The 18,513-nt window shown below is 73.4% G+C and carries 14 protein-coding genes and 1 pseudogene; 8 read left to right on the forward strand and 7 right to left on the reverse strand.

Annotated elements, in window-relative coordinates; genetic code table 11:
* Nucleotides 1–453: pseudogene (locus tag PV350_RS33030) on the reverse strand (hypothetical protein); the annotation flags it as partial.
* 407 nt (nucleotides 454–860) lie between these two features.
* Here PV350_RS33030 and PV350_RS33035 point away from each other — a divergent pair.
* Nucleotides 861–1,832, forward strand: coding sequence for an aldo/keto reductase (locus PV350_RS33035; RefSeq protein WP_500337359.1), 972 nt, complete (start codon nucleotides 861–863; stop codon nucleotides 1,830–1,832).
* Between the two features lie 51 nt (nucleotides 1,833–1,883).
* Here the strand turns inward: PV350_RS33035 and PV350_RS33040 are convergent, their stop codons facing one another.
* Complete coding sequence (locus tag PV350_RS33040; protein ID WP_500337360.1) at nucleotides 1,884–3,254, reverse strand: FAD-binding oxidoreductase; 1,371 nt, start codon at nucleotides 3,252–3,254, stop codon at nucleotides 1,884–1,886.
* A 275-nt stretch (nucleotides 3,255–3,529) separates the two neighbouring features.
* Between PV350_RS33040 and PV350_RS33045 the strand changes: the two genes are divergently transcribed.
* The 5 genes from PV350_RS33045 to PV350_RS33065 all read left to right on the forward strand — a co-directional run bounded on the left by PV350_RS33045 (nucleotide 3,530) and on the right by PV350_RS33065 (nucleotide 9,964).
* Nucleotides 3,530–4,429 (forward strand): glycoside hydrolase family 19 protein, encoded by a 900-nt coding sequence (locus PV350_RS33045; protein WP_499517017.1) that lies wholly within the window; start codon nucleotides 3,530–3,532, stop codon nucleotides 4,427–4,429.
* 342 nt (nucleotides 4,430–4,771) lie between these two features.
* On the forward strand, nucleotides 4,772–6,535 hold the full coding sequence (locus PV350_RS33050; protein ID WP_499515706.1) for an endonuclease/exonuclease/phosphatase family protein: 1,764 nt from the start codon (nucleotides 4,772–4,774) through the stop codon (nucleotides 6,533–6,535).
* 27 nt (nucleotides 6,536–6,562) lie between these two features.
* A complete protein-coding gene (locus PV350_RS33055; protein ID WP_500337361.1) occupies nucleotides 6,563–8,530 on the forward strand; it encodes a phosphocholine-specific phospholipase C in 1,968 nt (655 codons plus the stop codon).
* 123 nt (nucleotides 8,531–8,653) lie between these two features.
* Nucleotides 8,654–9,433, forward strand: coding sequence for a GntR family transcriptional regulator (locus tag PV350_RS33060; RefSeq protein ID WP_499515708.1), 780 nt, complete (start codon nucleotides 8,654–8,656; stop codon nucleotides 9,431–9,433).
* Nucleotides 9,434–9,964 (forward strand): hypothetical protein, encoded by a 531-nt coding sequence (locus PV350_RS33065; RefSeq protein WP_500337362.1) that lies wholly within the window; start codon nucleotides 9,434–9,436, stop codon nucleotides 9,962–9,964. It begins immediately after the preceding gene.
* Between the two features lie 276 nt (nucleotides 9,965–10,240).
* On the opposite strand, the gene tmpA is transcribed toward PV350_RS33065, so the two are convergent.
* The 3 genes from tmpA to PV350_RS33080 all read right to left on the reverse strand — a co-directional run bounded on the left by tmpA (nucleotide 10,241) and on the right by PV350_RS33080 (nucleotide 14,504).
* The gene (gene tmpA / locus PV350_RS33070; RefSeq protein WP_500337363.1) at nucleotides 10,241–11,878 is read right to left on the reverse strand and encodes a 2-trimethylaminoethylphosphonate dioxygenase; all 1,638 of its coding nucleotides are present in this window, start codon (nucleotides 11,876–11,878) and stop codon (nucleotides 10,241–10,243) included.
* A gap of 104 nt (nucleotides 11,879–11,982) precedes the next feature.
* A complete protein-coding gene (metX, locus tag PV350_RS33075; RefSeq protein ID WP_500337365.1) occupies nucleotides 11,983–13,143 on the reverse strand; it encodes a homoserine O-acetyltransferase MetX in 1,161 nt (386 codons plus the stop codon).
* Nucleotides 13,140–14,504 (reverse strand): bifunctional o-acetylhomoserine/o-acetylserine sulfhydrylase, encoded by a 1,365-nt coding sequence (locus PV350_RS33080; protein WP_500337364.1) that lies wholly within the window; start codon nucleotides 14,502–14,504, stop codon nucleotides 13,140–13,142. The genes metX and PV350_RS33080 overlap by 4 nt, the downstream gene beginning before the upstream one ends.
* Before the next feature lie 581 nt (nucleotides 14,505–15,085).
* On the opposite strand from PV350_RS33080, the gene PV350_RS33085 reads away from it, so the two are divergent.
* Together PV350_RS33085 and PV350_RS33090 are read left to right on the forward strand one after the other, a co-directional pair.
* Nucleotides 15,086–16,366, forward strand: a complete 1,281-nt coding sequence (locus PV350_RS33085; RefSeq protein ID WP_499515712.1) for a sulfite oxidase — start codon at nucleotides 15,086–15,088, stop codon at nucleotides 16,364–16,366.
* 166 nt (nucleotides 16,367–16,532) lie between these two features.
* On the forward strand, nucleotides 16,533–17,204 hold the full coding sequence (locus tag PV350_RS33090; protein ID WP_499515713.1) for an enoyl-CoA hydratase-related protein: 672 nt from the start codon (nucleotides 16,533–16,535) through the stop codon (nucleotides 17,202–17,204).
* A gap of 25 nt (nucleotides 17,205–17,229) precedes the next feature.
* Here the strand turns inward: PV350_RS33090 and PV350_RS33095 are convergent, their stop codons facing one another.
* Together PV350_RS33095 and PV350_RS33100 are read right to left on the reverse strand one after the other, a co-directional pair.
* Nucleotides 17,230–17,958, reverse strand: coding sequence for an SMI1/KNR4 family protein (locus PV350_RS33095; protein WP_499515714.1), 729 nt, complete (start codon nucleotides 17,956–17,958; stop codon nucleotides 17,230–17,232).
* A 69-nt stretch (nucleotides 17,959–18,027) separates the two neighbouring features.
* Entirely contained in the window at nucleotides 18,028–18,426 is a 399-nt protein-coding gene (locus tag PV350_RS33100; RefSeq protein WP_499515715.1) for a nuclear transport factor 2 family protein, read from the reverse strand.
* Nucleotides 18,427–18,513: the final 87 nt, after the last annotated feature.

The raw sequence follows: 18,513 nt of genomic DNA on the forward strand, positions 1-18,513 counted from the left end.
CGCCGGCGGGGTGGCGGTGTGGCTGGGCTTCGGGGTCGGCGTGCTCGCGGGGGGCTTCGGCTGGGCCGGCTTGGTGTGGGCGGGCTTCGGCGTGGTCTTCACCGGCTTCGGCTTGGGCTTCTTGGCCTTGGCCTTCACCTCCGCCTTGGCCGGGGCCGACCCCTTCGAGGGCGTCGTGCCGGCGCCCTTCGTCCCCTTCGCCTCCGGTGCCGCGTCACGCCGGCCGCTGTCGGCGTCGACCAGGCCGTGCTCCGGCTGCTCGGACGCGCTCGGCAGGATCGAGGTCACGTGGACCTTGGACGAGCCGGACGAGCGGTCCGCCCCGGCGCCGTCCGAGCCGGACTGCTGGAGTGCCCACGCGGTGCCGCCGAAAGCCGCGGCGGAGGCGACAGCCGCGGCGGACAGCTTGAGCCGCAGGGAACGCCCGCGGCGGTGCTTGGCCTGGTTGCGCATGTGAGACGAGGACCCTTTCAGCTAGCCCCCGCCCGGAATGCCGGCTGCCGCGCTGCGCGGCCGGGGCCGGATACGTCAGGACTCTGCGGGAGCATTCCCGCGGGCGCAAGGGCCTGACCTGCACAGTCGCCGGAAGCGGAGTGAGCGATTCCGGAAAGCCGCAGGTCATAGCCATGATGAACCGCGCAAATCGGGGCATGTGACATCGCCCACGTCGCTCATGGGACGGAAGTCCCGCAGTGGTGCACAGGTGGCTTTCCTTGCCCTGTCGGACATTGTGGACGGTTCCCACCGCTTCCCACCGCGCGTGGTGCCGGGGCCCGTCGACGCGAAGATCCACCGGCTTGCATACTCGGGAGCGGCCTTCGGCAACCGAAGCCACCACACCACCCCGCGGAGGCATGGACGTGGAGTACACGAAACTCGGCAGCACCGGTCTGGACGTCTCCCGGATCTGCCTGGGCTGCATGAGCTACGGCACACCCGAGCGCGGCAGCCACCCGTGGACGCTGGACGAGGACGCCGCCCGACCCCTGATACGCGGCGCCGTCGAGGCCGGCATCACGTTCTTCGACACCGCCAACGTCTACTCCGACGGCACCAGTGAGGAGATCGTCGGCAGGGCCCTCGCCGAGTACGCGTCCCGCGAGGAGATCGTGCTGGCCACCAAGGTGAACGGCCGCATGCGCCCCGGCCCGAACGGGGCGGGCCTGTCGCGCAAGGCCGTGCTCACCGAGATCGACGCGAGCCTGCGCCGTCTCGGGACGGACTACGTGGACCTCTACATCATCCACCGCTGGGACCCGCACACCCCCGTCGAGGAGACGATGGAGGCCCTGCACGACGTGGTGAAGTCGGGCAAGGCGCGGTACATCGGCGCGTCCTCCATGTACGCCTGGCAGTTCTCCAAGGCCCAGTACACGGCGGAGCGCCACGGCTGGACGAAGTTCGTCAGCATGCAGAACCACTACAACCTCCTCCACCGCGAGGAGGAGCGCGAGATGCTGCCGCTCTGCGCGGACCAGGGCGTCGGCGTCACCCCCTGGAGCCCGCTCGCCCGGGGGCGGCTGACCCGTGACTGGGACGCCGTCAGCGCCCGGCAGGAGACCGATGAGTTCGGCGGCACCCTCTACCTCGAGGAGGACCGCGTGATCGTCGAGGCCGTCGCGACCATCGCGGCACGGCGCGGACTGTCGCGGGCCCAGATCGCCCTGGCGTGGCTGCTGGGCAAGCCCGGGGTCACTGCGCCGATCGTGGGCGTCGGCAAGGAGGCGCACCTGCGGGACGCCGTCGCCGCGCTGGACGTGCGTCTCACCGAGGAGGAGCTGAAGGAACTGGAGAGCCCCTACCGGCCGCACGGCGTCGTGGGCTTCTCCTGAGCCGCCACCGTGCCGGGGCCGGGGCCGGCGTGGCAACGGCCCCGGCCGCCGTTACGGCGTGATGTTCTGGTTGAGGTGGAACAGGTTCCCGGGGTCGTACGTCCGCTTGACCTCGGCGAGCCGGTCGTAGTTGCCCTTGTAGTTGGCCCGGATCCGCCCCTGGTCGTCCCCGGCCATGAAGTTGACGTACCCGCCCTCCTCCGAGAGCGGCGCCAGGGCGCGGTAGTAGTCGCGCACCCAGGCCACGTTGGCCTCGTTGGCCGCGGGATCCGGCCACATGCCGGCGATCACGGTGGCGAAGGACGCGTCGCGGTAGGCGAAAGCGGTCGCGTCCGCGGGGACGCGGTGGCAGGCGCCGTCGATCGGGTAGATGTGCACGGTCGAGTTCACGGCGGGCAGGCCGGGCGCGTGCTCGAGGTGCGCGGCGATGGCCTCGTCGGTCAGCTCCGTGACGAAGTTGGCCTTCCAGTAGTGCTGGAGACCGGGCGGGACGAGGCCGTCGAAGGCGGTGTTGAGCGCCGGGTACGGCATCGGGCCGATGTGCTCGGCGACGACCGGCGCCATGTCGTGGAACGGCCGCAGCGCCCGCTCGCCCTCGTCGAGCGGTCCGGCCCAGCAGTTCACGGTGGCGACGTGGACCCTGCCGTGCCGCTCCGGCGGGATGAAGGGCAGGGGCGGGGCGATCTGGAACGCCGGGAAGCTGCCCAGCTGTTCGGGTGCGTCGGCGATGACCTCGCGGTAGGCGTGCAGCACGCTGCCGGCGTCCTGGAGGTCGTAGAAGACGGGGCCGCCGTAGATGTCCTTGACCGGGCTGAGCCGGAACTGGAACGAGGTGACCACGCCGAAGTTGCCGCCACCGCCGCGCAGCGCCCAGAACAGGTCGTCGTACTCCTTCTCGCTGGCGACGAGGAAGCGCCCGTCCGCGGTGACGACGTCCGCCGAGATCAGGTTGTCGCAGCTGAGTCCGAGGCCCCGGCTCAGATAGCCGATGCCGCCGCCGAGGGTGAGGCCGCCGACGCCGGTGGTGGAGATGATGCCGCCGGTGGTGGCCAGCCCGAAGGCGTACGTCGCGGCGTTGACGTCGCCCCAGGTGGCGCCGCCCTCCGCCCGGGCGGCGCGTGATCCGGGGTCGACGCGTACGGAGCGCATCGCGGAGAGGTCCGCCACGACTCCGTCGTCGCAGGTGCCGAAGCCCGGTACGGAGTGGCCGCCGCCGCGCACGGCCAGGTCGAGCCCGTTCTCCCGGGCGAAGTCCACCGCGGCGATGACGTCGCCGGCGTTGGCGCAGCGCACGATGACGGCCGGCCGCCGGTCGATCATCGCGTTGTGGACCTGCCGGAACCTGTCGTAGGCGTCCTCGTCCGCGGTGATCACCGCCCCGCGCACGCGCTCCCGCAGATGGTCGATTGAGGGCTTGCCCATGGCCGACGCTCCTCGTGCGCTGACGACGCAAGCCCGCCCGGGGGCGGGGCCCGCCTGGGGCCGGCGGTGCGGCCCGGCGCGCACCTTCCCCCGCGGGCCCGCCCGCCACCGGCACCGGCCTGCTTCCACGCTACGCCGACGGGGCGGAGCCTCAACCCGTGGCCGTGGCCGGGGCGTGCGGGGGATGTTGGTCTAGACCTTGACAGGTATAGGCCAATCCGGTTCATTGCTCAGTGCGATACGCAACTCCCCCCACACAAGGAGCAGTTACGGTGATGCGACGTACCCTCGCCGCCCTGACCACCCTCACGGCCGCCGCCGGACTGGCGGTGGCGCTCCCCGCAGGCACGGCTTCCGCCGCGACCTGCGCCACGCCGTGGAGCGCCGGCGCCGTCTACACCGGCGGCATGACCGCCTCCTACAGCGGCCACAACTGGCAGGCCAAGTGGTGGACGCAGGGCGAGACCCCCGGCACCACCGGCGAATGGGGCGTCTGGGCCGACCAGGGCACCTGCGGCGGCGGCACGACCGACCCGGGCAACCCCGGCAACCCCTCCGGGTTCGTGGTCAGCGAGGCCCAGTTCAACCAGATGTTCCCGGGCCGGAACTCCTTCTACAGCTACAGCGGCCTGGTCGCCGCCCTCTCCGCGTACCCCGGCTTCGCCAAGACCGGCAGCGACACCGTGAAGAAGCAGGAGGCCGCCGCCTTCCTCGCCAACATCGCCCACGAGACCGGCGGACTGGTCTACATCGTCGAGCAGAACACCGCGAACTACCCCCACTACTGCGACACGAGCCAGCCCTACGGCTGCCCCGCCGGCCAGTCCGCCTACTACGGCCGCGGCCCGATCCAGCTCAGCTGGAACTTCAACTACAAGGCGGCCGGCGACGCCCTCGGCATCGACCTGCTCCACAACCCCTGGCTCGTCGAGCAGGACGCCGCCGTGGCCTGGAAGACCGGCCTCTGGTATTGGAACACCCAGAGCGGCCCCGGCACCATGACCCCGCACAACGCCATGGTGAACCAGGCCGGCTTCGGCCAGACGATCCGCTCCATCAACGGGTCCCTCGAATGCGACGGCCGCAACCCGGCGCAGGTGCAGAGCCGCGTCAACAACTACCAGCGCTTCACCCAGATCCTGGGCGTCACCCCGGGCGGCAACCTCACCTGCTGAAGGGGTCGCCTGCGCGCAGCGGAACGTGCACCGTTGAACGGTGCATGACGCCGCCTCCCCCTGAGCGGCGGCTCGGGGGGAGGCCGCCGATTCGGGTGCGGAACCCGTCGCGGAGCATGCCGATCCCCATGACGTCGCTGCTCACGGCGGTCGCGGGGGCGGACGGAGGCCTGTCCCGCCGCGCGCGCCGACCTCAGATTTCCGCCTGATTCCCGGACGGCGGCAACCCGTCGTTCACGGGTTCGTCGCCGTGGGACGGCTTGCTGGGAGCGAAGTTATCTAGACAACTTTGCCCACCCGAACGCCGCCGCGGCGGCGCCGGGGCGGAGAGGACCCAACACCGTGCCATCCCTCTCACAGGTCGCCGCATCCGGGAGCAGCGTCGCGCTCGACTCCACGACGCCTCCGCAACGCGGCGACAAACTCACCTTCACCTGGTCGACGGACGCGCCCGACCCCAAGAACTGGATCGGCGTCTACGACGGGGACCGCCAGCCGGGCAGCGGCAGCGGCTCGCTGGTGTGGACGTACGTCACCGGAACCTCGGGGAGGACGACCCTCGACACGTCCGGGCTGAGCGGCGGCCCGTACACCGTCTACCTGCTGGCCAAGGACGGCTACGGCATCCTCGCCAAGACCGAGCCGTTCAGCTTCGCCGGCCCGCCCACCGGCGACCTCGTCGAGCTGCGGACCCCCAAGCCGTTCGAGGGCGACAAGGTCTCCTTCCACTGGACGACCGACGCGCCCCACCCGAAGAACTGGATCGGCGTCTACGACGGCGACCGGGTCCCCGGCAACGGCGCCTCCCTCGCCTGGGAGTACACCCCCGCCGCGTCCGGCGACATCACCATCGACACCTCCGGGCTGAGCGGCGGGCCGTACACGGCCTACCTGCTGGCCAAGGACGGCTACGGCATCCTGGCCCGCACCGCGCCCTTCAGCTTCGTGCCGCGTCCGGTCATCCCGCGCCCGCACGCGGTCGTGGACGCCGTCACCACCGCCGAGCAGACGGCGGGCACTTCCTTCTCCGTCGCGCTCGGCGGCCTGTGGATCCGGCCCGAGGGCAACGCCGAGGGCAGCGCGACCTTCAAGCGCGCCGGCGGCGACCCGTGGCTGAGCGTCGCCGCGGACGGCACCGTCAGCGGCAAGGCCCCGGCCCTCGCGCCGCGCACCCCCGGCCGGCTGGTCGTCGCCGTCACCGACAGCGCCGTCGGCGGCGACACCGTCACCGTCCAGGTGCCGGTGCGCGCGAGCAGGGACCGGCTGACGCTGAAGGTCGCCACGCTCAACCTGTGGGACGCCGGCAGCCACGTCGACGGCGCGCTGGAGAAGCAGCTGCGGCTGGTGCTGACCCAGGGCCTCGACGCCGTCGCGCTCCAGGAGTGCGGCGACGACGGCGCCCAGCGGCTCGCCGCCGCGCTCGGCTGGCACGTGCACCAGGCAGGCGGCCTCGGCATCGTGAGCCGCCATCCGCTCACCGACACCGTCGCCCCCACCGCCTCGCTGCCGGCCGCCGCCGCGACGCTGCGCCTGCCCGGCGACCGCACCGTACGGCTGTGGACGGCACAGCTGGACGAGGCGGGCTACGGGCCCTACGCGGTGCTCGCGGGCCGCACGGCCGCGCAGGTCGAGGCGGCGGAGAAGGGCACCGCACGCTACCGGCAGACGCAGGCGCTGGTGGCCGCGATGCGCCGCGACATCGCCTCCCGTGGTCCCGTCGTGCTCGCAGCCGGCCTCGCCTCGCCGTCGCACCGCGACTGGACGAGCCGGACCTCGTCCGCGCACGGGGGAGCCGGTCGGCTCCGCTGGCCCGTCACCGAGGCCCTGGAGGACGCCGGCCTCACCGACGCCTTCCGCGCCGATCACTCCAGCCCCGTGAAGGACCCCGGCACCACCTGGTCACCCGTCAGGCCGCGGCACGAGGACGGCGGCGCGGAGCCCCAGGACCGCATCGACCAGGTCCAGTACGCGGGCCCGCTCAAGGTCGTCGAGGCGCACACCCTGGTCACCGGCTGGCCCCGGCCCGTCCCGGACACCGCAGGCAACGGCTGGCCCTCCGACCACGCCGCCGCCGTCGTCACCTTCTCCCTGTCCGCCCGCGGCTGACCCCGAACGACCTAAGGAACCTTCCCCATGACCGAGTTCAGCCGCCGCGCATTCATCGGCACCGCCGCGGGAGCCGCCGCGGCCGTCGGGCTCTCCGGCACGGCCGAGGCCGCCGGGCACGGCCCGCGGCACGGCAGCATCGACGACGTCAAGCACGTGGTGATCCTGATGCAGGAGAACCGCAGCTTCGACCACTACTTCGGCACCCTCAGCGGCGTACGGGGCTTCGGCGACCGCCAGGCGGCCGTCCTGTCCAACGGCGACCCGGTGTTCCGCCAGCCCGCCCGCGGACGCGAGGAGGGCCACCTCCTGCCGTTCCGCATGGACACCACCAAGTACAACGCCCAGAACGCCGGCGGCCTGCCGCACGACTGGGACAGCGGCCACTCGGCCGTCAACAACGGCGCCATGGACAAGTGGGTGTCCGCCAAGGGCGAGCGCACCATGGGCTACTTCACCCGCGAGGACATCCCCTACCAGTACGCGCTCGCCGACGCCTTCACCCTCTGCGACGGCTACTTCTGCTCGCTGAACGGCCCCACCGACCCCAACCGCCTCTACCTGTGGACCGGCACCGCCGGCCCCGGCGTCGACGGCACCACCGGCCCGTGGACCGACAACACCCCGGTCACCGACAACCCGGTGGCGGACTGGACGACGTACGCCGAGCGGCTGGAGGACGCGGGCATCACCTGGCGCGTCTACCACAACCCGGACGGCTCGGACGACCGCAACGGCGACTACGACGACAACGCCCTGTCGTACTTCTCGCAGTTCCACGAGTTCCCCAAGGACGACCCGCGCTACGTCAACGCCATGACGAAGTTCGACCTGACGGCGTTCGACAAGCACTGCAAGGACGGCACGCTGCCCACCGTCTCCTGGCTGGTGGCGCCGTACCTGTTCTGCGAGCACCCCGCGGCCAGCCCCGACTACGGCGCCCACTGGGTCAACACCGCGCTGCAGTCGCTGTTCTCCAACCCCGACGTGTGGAAGCACACCGTCTTCCTGCTCATGTACGACGAGAACGACGGCTACTTCGACCACGTCATCCCGCCGTTCCCCGAGCCGGGCACCAAGGACGAGTTCGCGAACGGCAAGGCCATCGGCCTGGGCAGCCGGGTGCCGCTGTGGGTCGTGTCGCCGTGGTCGCGCGGCGGCTGGGCCAACTCCCAGGTGTTCGACCACACCTCGGTGCTGCGCTTCCTCGAACGCGTCACCGGGGTGAAGGAGCCCAACATCTCGGACTGGCGGCGCACCGTCTGCGGCGACCTCACCAGCTGCTTCGACTTCACCAAGCCCGACTACAGCATCCCCGCGCTGCCGGACACCGTCGCGCTGATGGCCAAGGCGGACGCCAACAACGCGCTGCCCGCGGTGAAGGTGCCCGACCGTTCGGCCATGCCGCAGCAGGAGGAGGGACGGCGGCCGCACCGCCCGCTGCCGTACCGGCCGTGGGCCGACGTGACCGTCGACCGCGACAAGGGCAAGGTCACCTGCAGGCTGACCAACGACGGCACCGTCGGCTACCACTTCACCGTGCTGCCCAACACGGCGCTGCCCTTCACCGGCGCGCCGTTCACGGTCCCGCCGCGCTCGTCGCGCACGTACGTGTGGGACGCGGCGGCCACCGACGGCCGCTACGACTTCTCCGTGCACGGCGCCGACGGCTTCGTCCGCCGCTTCTCCGGGACGGTCGTCCCCGACGGCCAGGACGACGTCGCCGTGCCGGGGGTCACGGCGACCCTGCGGCACGACGGGCGCCCGGAGAACGCGGCCGTCGAGTTCTACCTGCGCAACGACGGCGGCACCGAGGTGGCCTTCACGCTCACGCCGAACGACTTCGCCGGCAAGGAGCAGACCGTGTGGGTCAAGGCGGGCGACCGCACCCGGATGACCTGGCGCACCGACGGCGGCCGCTACGACGTGACCGTCACCGCGGGCACCGGCACCCGCTTCGTCCAGCGGTACGCGGGAACCGTCCACTCCGTGTGAGGCACGCCGGAGGGGACGGGGGTCGGGGGACCGGCCGGCGCCCGTCCCCCGTCCCCTGCGGGTAGGGTCGGGGGAACCGCCCGCAGGGGCGGCCGCACGGCACGAGCAGCGCAGGAGACCACGGTGCGGCAGGAGCAGGGCACCCCGGACGACGAGCTGCGCTACCGCAAGGTCGCGGCCGGACTCCGCGAGGCGATCATCGCGGGCGAGTACGCCGCCGGCACCAAACTGCCCCCCGAGGGCACCCTCGCCGAGCGCTACGGCGTCTCCCGAGGCACGGTCCGGCACGCGCTGGCCGTGCTGCGCTCGGACGGCCTGGTCACCTCGCGCCGCGGCACCCGGCGCACGGTGCTCGGGGGCCCGCGGGCACAGAGCTTCTCGGAGCTGCTGAGCTTCACCAACTGGGCCCGCTCCATCGGGGAGACCCCGGGCGGCCGCGTGGACAGCGTGGTGCGGCGGCCCGCCGAGCCCTCCGAGGCCGATCAGCTCGGCCTGGAGGACGGCGCCGAGGTCTACCTGGTGCTGCGGGTGCGGACCCTGTCCGGGGAGCCGGTGATGGTCGAACGCTCCCTCTACCCGGCCCGGATCGGCGCCCTGGTGGCCGAACTGCCGCCCGACACCGTCTCGCACACCGAGGCCCTCGTCGCGCACGGCGTCCTGTTCACCGACGCCGACCACACCATCGACCTGGCCTGGGCCGACGCCGACGACACCCGCCTCCTGGACTGCCCGCCCGGGCAGGTCCTGCTGCGCGAGCGGCGCCGCACCACCGATCCGGAGGGCGCGCCCGTGGAGTGGTCCGAGGACCGCTACCTGCCCGGCACCATCGCCTTCACGGTGCACAACTCCGTGGCGGCCTCCACCCTCGGCCGCCGCCACAGCCCCCGTCCCGGGAAGGACTGAGTGTCCCGGGGCCTGGACCAGGTCACCGCCGCCCTCGCCCACCGCCTCGGCGCCACCCCCGGCGACCCCTGCGCCGATCTCTGTGACGACCTCTCCGACGAGCACGAGCGCTGGGCCCTGTACCGGCGGGCCCTGGACGACCCGGCCTGCCTGCCCGACCTGTACGACGCCGTGGCCGTCGAACCCGACCCGTGCGTGGCCCTCGGCATCGTCCTGCACGCCCTCGGTCGCCTCCCGCCCTCCGACCGCCCGGCCTGGACCGACCGGCTCGGCACCGAGCGCGGCCGTGCGTACGCGGCCCGGCGCGCCCGCGAACTCGGCGTCCTGCAGAGCGCGTCGGTGACCGCCCTGCTCGGCGACGCGTCCGTTCCGGAGTCCTGGTCGGACTGGCTCCAACTGTGCCTCGGCGCGTCCTCGGACGAGCCCGCGGTGCTGAACCGGCTCGCGGCCGCAGGCCGTACGAAGCGCATCCGCCGGCTGGCGATCGAGCGGGAGCGCTCGATCCGGCACCGGGGTCCGGGCGCGACCTGACGCCGTGCCGGCCGACGGCATCCCTTCGACAGCGCCTCGGCAGCGCGGGTGGTGCCTGGGTGCGGCTGCTGCCGACCGGGCTGGGCGGGATCGGGCTCGCTCCCGCCGTAACGGACGGCGAAGGAGAGCCCGATCCCGGGGAATCACCCGCAGACGCGGACGGCAACGAGACCCATGCCACCGGAGAGGCGGCCCGCTCCGGCGCCCGAACCCCGGCCATCCACCACCCCCGCGCAGCGCCGACCGGCCCCAGACCGCCACCCCGGGGATTGCCGTCTACCCGCGCATCAGCGCGGCCAGCAGCGGGAGGAAATGCGCGAACGGCGGGGTGAGGGCGTCGGGGTCCTTCGCCTCCTCGTCCCAGCGGCGGACGGCGACCGCGTCGGCCGCGCCCGGCAGCCCGGCGAACTCGGCCGCCTGGCGGGGGGTCATCACACCGCCCTGGACCTCCAGGGTGTACTTCGACGCCTCCGACAGCCGGTCGTGGTACCCCGGTTCGACCGCGCACAGGTAGCGCTTGGCGGCCACGTGCAACCGCACCGGCTCGGTGACCTCGGGCCCGAACCAGCGGCCCAGCAGGTCGGCGCCGGTGTGGCTGTGCCGGTTGTCGTGGCCGGTCATCAGGTCCCGGCCGGTGACGACCTCGCCCTCCACGTGCCCGATGTCGTGCAGCAGCGCGGCGGCCACCAGGTGCGGCGGGGCACCGGCGGCCTCGGCCAGGGCTCCCGCCTGCAGCATGTGCTGGGCCATGGTGACGGGTTCGCCCAGGTACTCCGCGGACACCGCGCCCGCGAACAGTTCGGCCAGCGGCTCCAGGGTGTCCGCGCGGCGCAGCACGGCCAGGGAGCTCGCCAGCCCGTCCAGGTCGGCGTAGCAGCCCTGCAGGTGGCGCGCCCCGTCCTGGGCGAAGGCGGTGCGGGCGTGCAGCAGCCGGGTGTTGTCGAAGACCAGGCAGTCGCCGGGCGCGAGCCGCAGGTCCAGCTGCAGTTCGGGGCGGAGCATCAGCTCGGCGAAGGTGCGGTAGGCCGCGTAGAACGCCTCCAGCTCGTCCGCGGCCATCCGCAGCGTGCCGATCGAGCGGTTGTTGAACCGCACCTCCCGCACGCGGCCCAGCGGGTCGGTGCCGATCAGCGGGCGGTCGGCCCGCAGTTCGGTCCCCGCGTCACGGAAGACGAACGGCACGGGCGTGCGGGTGAGCACGTCGTACGCCTCCGGGTCCTCGCGGCGCAGCAGCGCGGCGGCCGCGAAGCCGTCGACGAGACCGGAGTCGCCGCCGTCCGCGTCGTTGACCAGGCAGTGCAGCAACTGGAGCGTCGGAACGGGATCCCGGTACGGGTTGTCGGTGTGCGGCGTGATGGCGGCCGAGGTGAAGGCGAGGTTGTTCGGGTCCGGCTCGACGCGCACGTCGAAGAGCTTCCCGTAGTTGGTCTCGCGGACGAACCCGAAGGTCTCGGCCACCTCCAGCACCTGGCCCTCACGCCCGGGCACACCGCGCAGCACCATGAAGCCGAGCCGCAGCACCGACTCCAGCATCCGGGCCCGCACACCCGGCTCGCCCAGGTACTCCTCCCAGTCCGCCTCGGGCAGCCGCCCGGCGACCTCGCGCGCGGTCCACAGTTCCTTCCCGGCCTCGGTGCGCAGGTCACCGTGCCCGGTCCGGCCGGGACGGGCGGCCTCCAGCCAGGTCAGCGGATACGACGAGCGGTGCCCGTCGGGCTCCCAGACCACCTCGACGGCGGGCCGGCCGTCCCCGGCGGCGTCGGCCGCCCGGCCCACCCGCAGCCCGGCGGGCAGGGAACCGATCTGGAACAGCTTCTGCCCGGACCGCGGGTCGCGGCACTCGGCGCAGGGGCAGTTGTCGCGGAGCCACATCGCCGGCAGGTCGCCGACGGGAAAGCTGGACAGGGCGGACACGGTCACTCCTCGGGGCAAAGTTGTATAGCCAACTTCTCCGACCGTCACAGGCCGAGACGTCCCGGAGGTGACCGCGGCATGGCGCCGCGGCGAACGCCCGCCCTCTAAGGCCCCGCCCGGCCCAGCAGCTCTCCGACGAGCTCGCCGACCTGCTCGGTCTCGATGAGGAAGCCGTCGTGCCCGTACGGGGAGGCCACGACCCGGACGGGCCCCGCGCCGGGGATGCCGGCCGCCAGCTCCTCCTGCTGCGCGAGCGGGTAGAGGCGGTCGGAGGAGACCCCGGCGACCACGGTCCTGGCGGTCACCCGGCGCAGGGCGGCCCTCACCCCGCCGCGTCCGCGGCCGACGTCGTGCCCGTTCATGGCCCGGGTCAGGGCGACGTAGCTCCCCGCGTCGAAGCGCCGGACCAGCTTGGCCGCGTGATGGTCCAGGTAGGACTCCACCTGGTAGCGGCCGCCGCGCCACGGGTCCTCCGCCTCCTGCGGCGCGCGCCCGAAACGGGCGCCGAGTTCGGCTTCGCTGCGGTACGTCACATGGGCCAGCCGCCGGGCCAGGCCGAGCCCCGCGTGCGGGCCGTGCCCCGGCGCGGCGTCGTGGTAGTCGCCGTCCCGCCAGCGCGGATCGTCCCGGATGGCGTGCAACTGCACGTTGGCCCAGGCGATCTGCTCCGCGCTCGCCGCCGCGGTGCAGGCGAGCAGCAGCAGTGCCTCCGTGCGTTCCGGCCGCGACACGGCCCATTCCAGGGCGCGCATCCCGCCCATGGACCCGCCGACCACCAGCGCCCAGCGGCCGATGCCCAGCGCGTCCGCCACTTCGGCCTCGGCCGCGACCTGGTCGCGCTGCGTCAGGTGCGGGAACGCACCGCCCCAGCGCCGTCCGCCGGGCCGGTACGAGGACGGCCCCGTACTGCCCTGGCAGCCTCCCAGGACGTTCGGCGCCACCACGAACCACCGGTCGGTGTCGAGTGCGCGGCCCGGTCCGATCACCCCGTCCCACCAGCCGGGCGTGGGGTGACCCGGCCCGGCGGGCCCGGCGGCGTGGCTGTCGCCGGTGAGGGCGTGCAGGACCAGCACCGCGTTGGAGCGGTCCGGGGAGAGCCTGCCCCACGTCTCGTACGCGATCCGCACCCCCGGGAGCTCGCCGCCCGATTCCAGCGGCAGCGGCTTCTCCAGCGCGTGCCACCGGCGGCGGCCCGGCGGGTCCCCCTCCCGCCAGGCCCCGGAGGCCGGCGGGAGGGGGAGTGCGGCGGCAGGCGTGGCGTTCAGGACGCGCCCTTCGCGGCGCGGAACCCGGCCTCCAGGTCCGCCTTGAGGTCGGCGAGGTTCTCCAGGCCGGCCGACAGGCGCACCAGGCCGGGCGAGGTGCCGGTGGCCACGAGCTGCTCCTCGTCCAACTGGCTGTGCGTGGTCGACGCCGGGTGGATGATCAGGCTGCGGACGTCGCCGATGTTGGCCAGGTGGCTGAAGAGTTCGACCGCGTCCACGAACCGCTTGCCCGCCTCGACGCCGTCGCGCAGTTCGAAGGCGAGCACCGCGCCCGCTCCGCGCGGCAGGTAGCGCCGTGCCGCGGCGTGCCAGCGGTTGGACGGCAGCCCGGGGTAGTGCACGGCGGCCACCTCGTCACGCTGTTCCAGCCATTCGGCGAGGGCCTGGGCGTTGGCCGAATGGCGCTCGATGCGCAGGCTGAGCGTCTCCACGCCCTGGAGGAGCAGGAAGGCGGAGTGCGGGGCGATGGCCGGGCCGATGTCCCGGAGCAACTGGACGCGCAGCTTGACCGCGTACGCCCCCGGGCCCAGGGCCGGCCAGTAGCGCAGCCCGTGGTAACTCGGGTCCGGGGCGCTGAAGTCCGGGAAGCGCTCGGCGTGGGCGCCGAAGTCGAAGCTGCCGCCGTCGACCACGACCCCGCCGATGGTGGTGCCGTGGCCTCCGAGGAACTTCGTCGCGGAGTGGACGACGACGTCCGCGCCGTGCTCGATCGGCCGCAGCAGGTAGGGCGTCGGCACCGTGTTGTCCACGATGAGCGGCACCCCCGCCTCGTGCGCGACGTCCGCGACCGCCCGCACGTCCAGGACGTTGCCGCGCGGATTGCCGAGCGTCTCCGCGAACAGCGCCTTGGTACCGGGGCGGATCGCGGTGCGCCAGGCGTCGAGGTCGTCCGGGTCGTCGACGAAGGACACCTCGATGCCGAACCGGGGCAGCGTGTGGCGGAACAGGTTGTACGTGCCGCCGTACAGCGAGGTGCTGGACACGATGTGGTCCCCGGCGGACGCGACGTTCAGGATGGCAAGCGTCTCCGCGGCCTGCCCGGAGGCCAGCGCGACCGCGGCGACACCGCCCTCCAGGGCGGCGACCCGCTGCTCCAGGACGTCCTGCGTGGGGTTGTGGATCCGGGTGTAGATGTTGCCGGGCTCGGCGAGGGAGAACAGGTCGGCCGCGTGCTGTGTGTCGCGGAAGACGAACGACGTCGTCTGGTAGATCGGCACCGCCCGGGCTCCGGTCGTCGGGTCCGGCGCGGCGCCGGCGTGGATCTGCTTGGTCTCGAACGACCAGGCGGAGGTGTCGGGCCCTGTACCGGGGCCCTCCTCCGGGGTGTGGCCGGCGGTGACGGAGTCGATGGGCTGGCTCATGGTTCTCCCTCGGTGCGCATGCGGGTGCGGGGGCGGGCTCGGGCACGCCCAAGAGCAGCCGGGGACGGCAGGCGAACGCGTCCCGGGCAGGGGAAGGCAAGGAAGCGGAAGGGATGATCGGCGGCCGGTGACGGCGGCAGGAGGCCGGAGGCGCGGCGTCAGCGCTCGGCGCGACAGCCCATGCTGGTGACACGCACGTAGTCCACGTGGCGGCGGGTCACGAGCAGGGTCATGACGCAAGGTAACCACACCGAGGCGGAACGCACCAGCGGAACGCCCGAGGTGACTTACCGTCAGCACGCCGGGCGGCGGGGCCCCGCCCGGCGACATGGCGATGCACTTGGGGGACGGGGCTGACGCCGTGTCGGACCGCCCCTACGATGGGCGCGTGAACTCGACCAGCCCGGCCGTCACGGCCGCACGCACCGTCGGCACGCCGCGCGTTCCCGCGTCGCGCCGCTGTTGTCGCTGAGCGCTCAGGGTCGCCACCCCGCTCCGGTTCACCCCCCTTGTCACCGCGCCGCCGTGCGCGGTCCTCCGCACGTCCTCGGTCGTTCCCCGCCACTGGAAGCAGGACCGTCATGACCCGTGCCCCGCGCTCCACCGTTCCCGTCGACGAGGCCTCCTACGACCGCCTGCGGCTGCGCCAATGGCTCGCCGGACGGGCCCGGGGCGACGGGATGTCCCGCCGTGAGGTGCTCACCCTGCTCGCCGCGGGCACCGCCGCCCTCGCCCTGCCCGGACCGGCCAGGGCCGCGGCCGCGACCTCCCAGGGAATCGTCAAGCCGCTGCCGGACGAGTGGTTCACCCTCCGCGGGACCAATGCCGAGACGAAGTGGGAGGCGTTGCGCGGGACCGGCTACCTGACCCCCGCCGACCGCTTCTTCGTGCGCAACCACACGTCCACCCCCGTCGTCGACGCCGCGACCTGGCGGCTGAAGGTCTGGGGGAGCGGGCTGCGGGGCGGCCCGGGCCCGGACGCCGCCGTGGAGTTCGGCCTGGACGACCTGCGTGCGCTGCCGCCGGTGGAGCGCACCGCCTTCGTCGAGTGCGCGGGCAACGGCCGGAGCTTCTACACCTCCCAGCAGGGACAGCCGGTCTCCGGCACCGCGTGGACCCTGGGTGCCGTCGGTGTGGCCCGGTGGCGCGGCGCGCGCCTGTCGGACGTGCTGCGGCGGGCGGGCGTCACCCGTCACGCGGTGGACGTCATGCCGCGTGGTCTCGACGACGAGTACGTCACGGGCGGCGTCAGCCTGGGCCGCGTGCGCAGGCCCCTGCCCGTGGCGAAGGCGCTGGACGACGTGATCCTGGCCTACGCCATGAACGGTGCTCCGCTGCCGCACGACCACGGCCGTCCCGTGCGGGTGCTCGTGCCCTCGTGGGTGGGCATCTCCTCGGTCAAGTGGGTCGGCGACATCGAGGTCTCGGCCGAGCCGCTGTACTCGCCGTGGAACACCGACTTCTACCGGCTGTTCGGCCCCGGGTTCCCCGAGGCCGGCAGCGTGCCGCTCACCCGGCAGACCCTCAAGAGCGCCTTCGAACTCGAGGCGGGCGCCGCATTCTCCGCGGGGGTCCGCAGCATCCTGCACGGCCGCTCGTGGTCCGGGGCCGGGGGAGTGCGGAAGGTGGAGGTCAGCACCGACGGCGGTGCCACCTGGCGGCGGGCCGGACTGCGCGACGTCCCGCGCCGGGACGGGTGGGTGCGCTGGACCGTCCCGTGGCGGCCGCGCACACCGGGCCCGGCCGTGCTGCTGGCGCGCGCCACCGACACCGCGGGGCGGACCCAGCCGGACGAGGCGGTGTTCAACACCCAGGGCTACCTCTTCGACGCCGTGGTGCGGCATCCGGTGGTCGTCGCCTGACGCGACGTCCTGGGTGGGGACAGGCCGCGCCGCTCCCTGTACGATGCGGACCACCGAGGTTACCGGCCGGTAGGTATGCCGTTCGCGGAGCCAGGGCGGAAGCGCCCGCCCGGCTCCGCGTTCCCGCAGCGACCCGGCCGTCCGCCCTTCGCCCCAAGGAGCAGCCATGCCCACGCTCGACCGCCAGGACGACGTCTTCATCCTCGACCTCGGGGACACCGAGAACCGCTTCCACCCCGACTGGCTCGCGGCCGTCGACGCCCTGCTCGACGAGGTGGAGAAGGCCGAGGGGCCGCGGGCCCTGGTCACCGCGGCCACCGGCAAGTTCTGGTCCAACGGGCTCGACCTGGAGTGGCTGTTCGCCCACGCGGACCAGTCCGGCGCGTACGTCACGGGGGTGCAGGCCCTGCTCGCCCGTTTCCTGACCCTGCCGGTGGCCACCGTCGCCGCCCTGCAGGGCCACACCTTCGCCGCGGGCGCGATGCTCTCGCTGGCCCACGACTTCCGTGTGATGCGCGCCGACCGCGGCTACTGGTGCCTGCCCGAGGCGGACATCAACATCCCCTTCACCCCCGGCATGTCGGCCCTCATCCAGGCCCGCCTGCACCCGCAGACGGCCCACGAGGCGATGACCACCGCGCGCCGCTACGGCGGCCTCGACGCGCTGGCCGAGCGCATCGTGGACCGCACGGCGGGCGAGGACGAGGTCCGCGAGGCGGCCGTGGCCCTCGCCCGCCCCCTGGCCGGCAAGGCGGGCGCCACGCTCGGCACGATCAAGACCCGCATGTACGGCCCCGCGCTGGAGGCACTCCGCCAGGAGGACGTCCCCCTCGGCTGAACCCGTACGGCGACGGGGCCCGGGGTCAGCGGGGGTCGTTGAGCCAGTCGCCCGGGAGGTCGTCGCGCACCCGGTCGAGCGCCTCCTCGGTGCGGGCCCGCGCCCACAGGCAGGTGCGGTCGTCCTCGCGGAGTATGACGTCGGGTCCGGCGTACCAGCGCGCGCCCAGGTCCTCACCGGGCGGGTACGCGGGGAACGGCAGCGGGGTGAACCGCCCGTCCAGGGCGTCGAAGTGGGCCTCGTCGAGGTCGGTGCGGAAGTCGCAGAGCTCGAACGGCTCGTGCAGCGACTCCGACAGGACGATCTCGACGCAGGCCCACGAGAAGCGGTCCAGCCACGCCGACCACCGCTCGGCCTCCTTGTCCGCGAGGTCCGGCTTCATGACGACCGGCGGATCGCTCTTGTGCAGGTCGGCGAGGAGGATGCCCCATGACGCGGCGCCCTGGTTCTCGTACCGGAAGACCAGCGCCTCCTCGCGTGAGTCCACGTGGAGCTGCTCGGGTGCGAGCAGCGTGTCGTGGTTGCTGGTGAGGTCCGGGCGCCGCCCGAAGAGCCGGTAGGCGTCGCGGAGCACGGCGGGGAGGGCGAAGCCCAGGCGCTCCTCGGCGGCGGTCAGTTCGGGCGCACCGTACCCGTCGCCCTCCTGCAGGGGCGCGAGCCAGTGCCCGGCGAAGCCGCGCACGAAGCGCAGGGCCCTGGCCGGGTCCGTCATGCCCGCGGCCAGCTCCCGCCGCACGTCGAAGTCGTCTGTCATGCCGCGCACGCTATCGCGCCGCCGGACCACTCCCGCCCGCCGCGGACCGCGCGCGATGCGCGCGGCCGGTCAGCCCGCGTGCGGGAAGGAGTGGTGCTCGTGCGCGACCACCCACCGGCCGTCCTGCTTGCGCAGCCCGAGGGTGAGGCGGAGCCGGATCCCGGGGTCCTGGGCGAGGTCCTCCGGGGTTCCGCAACGGAGCAGGGCGTACGCGAACGCCACGTCGTCGCCGGCGGTGACCTCCAGGGACACGATCTCGAAGGAGGCGCCGCGGGCCTGCCAGTCGAAGAACGGTGGCCACACCTGCCGGTACGCGGGGAGGCCGCGGACGCCGTCGTGGGGAGGCGGCACGTCGAACATCACGATGTCGTCGCCGTGGTCGGCGACCACGGCGTCCAGGTCGCCCCGGTGTACCGCCTCCGCCCAGCGCTCGATGAGCGTCCGGATCCGCGCCTCGTCGTCCCGCATGGTGCCGTCCTCCCGTGCCGCCGCCGCGGCGATCGCCGTCCGTCGCCATCCTGTCAGCCGAGGGTGATGGGGCGGAGGGGGTACACC

Origin of the sequence: Streptomyces sp. PA03-6a (assembly GCF_033792765.1) — a bacterium.
Taxonomy (GTDB): Bacteria; Actinomycetota; Actinomycetes; order Streptomycetales; family Streptomycetaceae; genus Actinacidiphila.